Here is a 4,778-nt window from a genome sequence, read left to right as displayed (position 1 = left end):
GGATTAGATCCTTGGAATGGGAAGATGAGGGTGATTCAGATGAAACTTCAGACTTCCCATCTTTATCCTCATATACTGGTTTATTTAGATCACTGGAATGAGATGATGATGAAGATTCTGTTGTTGCACTGGACTTCTCTTCATTATCATCATACACTGGCAGATTTGGATCTTTCCCAGTGATTGTGGATTTCTGTGTAGGTTCAGTTGATGGAGCCTTTGTTTCGACAACTGATGTTTTAGTTAATGTTGGTGATGGTTCAATAGTAGGAGTAACAGAAGGTGCCAGAGTTCCAGTAACTGTTGGAGTAGTTGGTGCTGAAGTTGTCTGGGGTGACTGGGTCACTGTTTTAGTCTGGCTTGCCTGATCAGACTGAGCCCCGATGGTGACTCTAATAGTTGCTGTGGCATCCTGAGGTGACTTGGTTGGATTTCCAAAGGCAAATGTAATCTTGTCTCCGGTTTTTAATGGAAATACATTCAGACCATCTTCTGTTGGCAGCAAATAATCCTGAAGTTGTTTATCGTTAACAAGAACAAACCAACTGTTTTCGCCAGAATTAATATACCCGTTCACTCCGTCCAGAGTCAGAATACCCCGTTTAGTGATCAGTTCATCTCCAACCTTGTAATTCTCAATGCTATCAGTACCTGCCAGCGCCTGAATAATACCAAGAGGAGACATCGCAGGAATCTGGTACAATTTTCCAGATACCGCTTTTATCGAGACAACGCCCTCACCGGAGGGTATAGAACCGCTGAAAATTTCAGCCTTGCCTGATGTAGATGCATGTGACGACAAATTACCGTCAGCTAGTGCGATAATAGGTGTGATTGTACAAATACAGAGAAGGGCAAGAATGAATATTAAATTTGAATAGAATCGCATGATCATCCATCACTCCAGATACTGAATGCAGATCTGAGTAAAGTGTAGTGCCTCATATACTATAAAGGATCAACAAAATCCCACTCCATGCTGAAGATCGAAAGGCAGTAATCATTCAAAAGAGTAAATGGGTCAGAGTATTCAGCACATATAATATCCAGAATTCTCCGCCGGCATATATATCCTCATACGAACCTCATTACTCGGCATGGAACTGCTCACTGCTGATGAGGGCAGACTTGCTCTTTCATATGCACGGAGTGTATTGCATGAGCATATAGCCGGGACACCGTACGGTGAGCCATCCTGGCCCGCTATCTTCTCGAGAAAACGCGGGGTCTTTGTGACACTCACAATACATGGAGATCTACGGGGATGCATCGGATATCCATATCCGGTGCTTCCACTTAAAGAGGCGATTCATGATGCAGCATGTACTGCTTCAACAGAAGATCCACGCTTTCCTCCGGTAAAATCTGACGAACTTTCACACATATCAGTGGAAGTTACCATCCTGACTGAACCGAAACTCCTGGAAGTAGCCCCTGACATGCGGGCCAGTGCAATTGAAGTTGGAAAATATGGACTCATCGTGAAAGGATATGGAAGATCAGGACTTCTGCTTCCCCAGGTTCCGGTTGAATGGGGATGGAATACAAGAGAATTTCTAGACCATACATGCAACAAGGCAGGACTGCCTGCAAAGTCATGGCTTGAATCTTCTGTGCAGGTATTTACCTTTGAAGGACAGATATTTAGCGAGAAACACGATTAATGGCGCTTTCATTTGAGATTCTTGAAAAGGATATTGCTGGCAGGATCGGCCGGCTCTCCGACGGTAAAAAGACAGTAAAAACACCTGCTCTTCTCCCTGTAATAAACCCGCATCTTCCCATTATCACCCCAAGGGAGATGCAGGATATGGGAGTGCAGGCCCTCATAACAAATGCATACATCATCTCCCGCAGTACTGAATTCAGGGAGCGGGCTCTTGCTGAGGGACTTCACGCTATGCTTGATTTCGATGGTGTGATCATGACCGATTCAGGATCTTTTCAGCTCTCCGTATATGGGGAAGTGGAGATATCCAATCAGCAGACCATTGAATTCCAACAGGCGATAGGTTCTGACATTATCGTACCTCTTGACATTCCAACTCATCCGGACACCGAACGAGAGCAGGTAGAAGAAGAACTTGCAATAACCCTTTCCCGTCTGAAAGAAGCAAATGGATTTGCCAATCATGCAAACCACACCCTGGCCGGTCCGGTTCAGGGTGGCCTTTTTGAGGATCTCAGAGAGTTTGCAGGCAGGGAAATATCAGAGATGGGCCTGAAGTTCTGCCCGCTTGGTGCAGTCGTGCCACTTATGGAAACATACCGGTACAAGGATCTTGTAAAGGTTGTCATGGCTGCCAAGCGTGGCCTGAAACCCGGAATATGTGTCCATCTCTTTGGTGCCGGTCATCCATCCATGTTTGCCCTTGCTGTTGCAATGGGATGCGACCTCTTTGATTCTGCGGCATATGCCCTTTATGCAAAAGCCGGACGTTACATGACAACACACGGTAGTTATCATCTCCATGAGCTCTCCTACCTTCCATGTGCCTGTCAGGTATGCAGTACACACACGGCTGAATCACTTCAAAAATCACCGGACAAAGAACGACTTTTAGCTCTTCATAACCTTCATGTCACCCTCGCAGAGATAAACAGAATCAGGCAGGCAATCAAGGACGGGGTTCTATGGGAACTTGTGGATGAACGGTGCCGTGGTCATCCGCAACTGCTCCGCGGATACCGGGAACTTCTCACATATGGGGAAGAACTGAAACAACAGGACCGGGTCTCCAAGCGGCGATTTTTCTACAGGGGATCAGAGAGTTGTCTGAGAACAGAAGTTCTTAGGTACCATGATATGGTTGAGAGATTTGAGGTTGGAAAGAGAGCACTGGTAACGTTTGATCAGAAAGTTCACAGTGGCTATGATGCTGTCTTTTTCTTTAAACCGCCATTCGGCCCATACCCACCAGAATTATCAGAAACATTTCCAATAGGACAGAGCGAGATACCTGACTGGGACAACGAGATGGTCAGATGTGGTTGTATTGGGATCGAACGGCTTACGAAAGCAAACCCGGATACTAAAATAATTGTCCGCTGCCGCTCGTATTGGAAAGATATTATCGAAAGCACTGCCCCAAGCGTGGAGGTGGATCTTGAGGACCTGTGAATTTACTGCACGCGACGGAACCGGCAGAGCAGGAAGGCTCCGGATTGATGATACAGAGTATTTGCTCCCATGGGCTGGAGATGTACCATCTCTCTTTCCAGCTCTTACCGAGAGGAAACTTGATGCCTTCTTCCCCTCTGATGATCCGGAGTTTGTGAAGAAATTCTTCACATCAGATGGGAAGCAACCGATCCAGATTCATATTCATCATCCTGAAGAGTTAACAAGCGGGGATGTAGTCATAACCCCGAACTGGCACACTCTAATTCAGCAGCCGAGGGACTTTACCAGGCACCTGCAGATTCTGAAAGAGAGAATTCCACCGGACACCTGCTGGTATTTCCCGGGAGGTGCTCTTCCGGAGAATGTCGCTATCCTGGTTCATGCAGGTTTTGATATTTTTGATTTTACCGATGTGGATCTCAAGGCTGTGCAGGGAAGGTTCTGCCTTCCTGATGGAGATTATCCTGAAACTGTCATGGCAGAAGGCCTCTGTCAGTGTCCGGGATGCAAAGCAGGTGATCTCAGGGAACATAACCGTTACGCTCTTAAACAGGAACTTGCTCTCATCAGGACACGTATCAGGGCCGGAACATTCAGAGAATTTCTCGAAGGTCGCGTAAGGACACGACCACCTTATGTTTCTATCATGCGACATCTGGATCGCAGTGCCCTGATGGAGAAACACACACCGGTGACCCGGTCGACTCCCTTTATTGCATCATCTGGAGACAGCATTCACCGCCCTGAAGTGAAACGATTTGCAGAGCGCCTCCTCTCCAGATATATCCCACCTCTCGCAGATGTGGCTGTTCTTCTTCCCTGTTCAGCCAGAAAGCCATATTCACTTTCACAGAGTCATCATAAGTTTACCCAGGCTATCAGCAGGCGTGCACATGAGCTCATTCTCACTTCTCCGCTCGGTCTTGTCCCCCGTGATGTTGAGCTTGTGTATCCTGCAGCACACTATGATGTCCCGGTGACCGGGTATTGGGATCATGAAGAACGATTTCAGATCGCTGATACGCTTGCTAAATATCTCATGAAACACCAGTACCGCCGGGTCATTGCACACCTTGATGGTGATGCTCTTCTTATAGCAACTGAGGCAGCTGACCAGGCAGGTGTAACTCTTGAGTCTACCTGCTCTACTCATCCAACCGATCCTGCAGCTCTCAGGCAACTGAGCGAGGCACTAACAGGCGAGAAGAAAGTAAAGAATCATCTTCTCAGGGGTATGGTCTCAATGCAGTTTGGGTACGACCTCAGAGTACCTGGTCTTGAAGTAAAGGGATCATACCCTGAAGTGATCGTGAAAAAGGGGCGTCAGCAAATCTTCTCTCTCGAGCCCTCAACAGGAATGCTCAGGCCAACCTTTGACGGATGGAACATGATTGACACCGGGTACCGGGTCTATATCGATAACTTTGTTCCCCAGGGAGATATTCTAGCTCCGGGAGTTGTCGAGGCTGATCCTGCAGTCAGGGAAGGCGATGAAATTCTTGTCATTGGTGAAAATGCGATGGCAACAGGTCGTGCTGTGATGTCAGCAGATGAGATGATCAGGTCACACCGCGGGGTTGCGGTTCGCGTGCGTAAGGTAAAGAAGTTGAACGGGTAATAAATAAGGCACACGACCAGCTATCCGGATGTGACA

At 47.4% G+C, this 4,778-nt stretch carries 3 protein-coding genes and 1 pseudogene; 3 read left to right on the top strand and 1 reads right to left on the bottom strand.

Annotated features, from left to right (window positions below):
• Positions 1-889 (bottom strand): annotated as a pseudogene (locus VN429_RS06945) (hypothetical protein); the annotation flags it as partial.
• 208 nt (positions 890-1,097) lie between these two features.
• On the opposite strand from VN429_RS06945, the gene VN429_RS06940 reads away from it, so the two are divergent.
• The 3 genes from VN429_RS06940 to arcS are packed head-to-tail and all read left to right on the top strand — an operon-like array spanning position 1,098 to position 4,742.
• On the top strand, positions 1,098-1,664 hold the full coding sequence (locus tag VN429_RS06940) for a TIGR00296 family protein (protein WP_325631348.1): 567 nt from the start codon (positions 1,098-1,100) through the stop codon (positions 1,662-1,664).
• A complete protein-coding gene (gene tgtA, locus VN429_RS06935; RefSeq protein ID WP_325631346.1) occupies positions 1,664-3,121 on the top strand; it encodes a tRNA guanosine(15) transglycosylase TgtA in 1,458 nt (485 codons plus the stop codon). Before VN429_RS06940 ends, tgtA begins: the two co-directional genes overlap by 1 nt.
• Positions 3,108-4,742, top strand: a complete 1,635-nt coding sequence (gene arcS / locus VN429_RS06930; RefSeq protein ID WP_325631343.1) for an archaeosine synthase subunit alpha — start codon at positions 3,108-3,110, stop codon at positions 4,740-4,742. The genes tgtA and arcS overlap by 14 nt, the downstream gene beginning before the upstream one ends.
• Positions 4,743-4,778: the final 36 nt, after the last annotated feature.

Source organism: Methanospirillum sp. (genome assembly GCF_035560735.1).
In the GTDB taxonomy this organism is placed as follows: Archaea; Halobacteriota; Methanomicrobia; order Methanomicrobiales; family Methanospirillaceae; genus Methanospirillum.
Note: the sequence above shows the minus strand (reverse complement) of the source record. Positions and strands in the feature narration are given on the sequence as shown.

What these genes read in the sequence shown, in the direction of transcription:
- tgtA (WP_325631346.1), top strand. Translation starts at nt 1,664, where the DNA reads ATGGCGCTTTCATTTGAGATTCTTGAAAAGGATATTGCTGGCAGGATC.
- VN429_RS06940 (WP_325631348.1), top strand. Translation starts at nt 1,098, where the DNA reads ATGGAACTGCTCACTGCTGATGAGGGCAGACTTGCTCTTTCATATGCA.